This is a genomic window from Synechococcus sp. H55.10, assembly GCF_047502715.1.
Classification (GTDB): Bacteria; Cyanobacteriota; Cyanobacteriia; order Thermostichales; family Thermostichaceae; genus Thermostichus.
Map to the genome: position 1 here is coordinate 1 of NZ_JANSJJ010000169.1, position 672 is coordinate 672.

1 protein-coding gene is annotated in these 672 nt (G+C 62.8%); it reads right to left on the reverse strand.

What is annotated here, in order from left to right; all coding sequences use genetic code 11:
• Positions 1-672: aconitase family protein (locus tag NW858_RS10615; protein WP_414520464.1), on the reverse strand; the 672-nt coding region annotated here is incomplete at both ends.

Genomic DNA, 672 nt, shown 5'->3' on the forward strand with positions numbered 1-672 from the left:
CTCATCAGCAGGGTGCGTCCCGTGGGGGATCCCTGACGGCCCTTAAAGTTGCGGTTGGAAGAAGAAGCGCTTATTTGCCGGCCTACCAGGCGGTCTGGGTTCATGGCCAAGCACATGGAGCAGCCGGGATCCCGCCACTCAAACCCTGCCGCCTCAAAGATCTCGCGCAGGCCCTCGCGTTCCGCCTCCTGCTTGACCCGCTCCGAGCCAGGCACGACAAACGCCTTCACTCCAGGTGCTACCCGCCGTCCTTTGGCAATCTTGGCCGCCTCCCGCAAGTCACTCAAGCGGCCATTGGTGCAGCTGCCAATGAAGCAGACATCCACTGGCGTGCCCACAATGGGATCCCCAGGCCGCAAACCCATGTAGGCATAGGCTTCCCTAGCCAGCTCCCGCTCGCTTTCTGGCAGCTCCTCGGGAGCAGGGATCCGCTCGTCCACCCCAATACCCTGGCCGGGGGTAATCCCCCAAGTTACCGTGGGGGCAATCTCAGAGGCCTGAAACACCACCACGTCGTCATAGACAGCGTCGGCGTCGCTGGCTAAGCTTTTCCCCCAGGCCACTGCCTCCTCCCAGTCGGATCCCTGAGGAGCAAACTCCCGTCCCTTCACGGACTCAAAGGTTACCGCATCGGGATTAACGTAGCCGCAGCGGGCTCCCCCCTCGATGGAC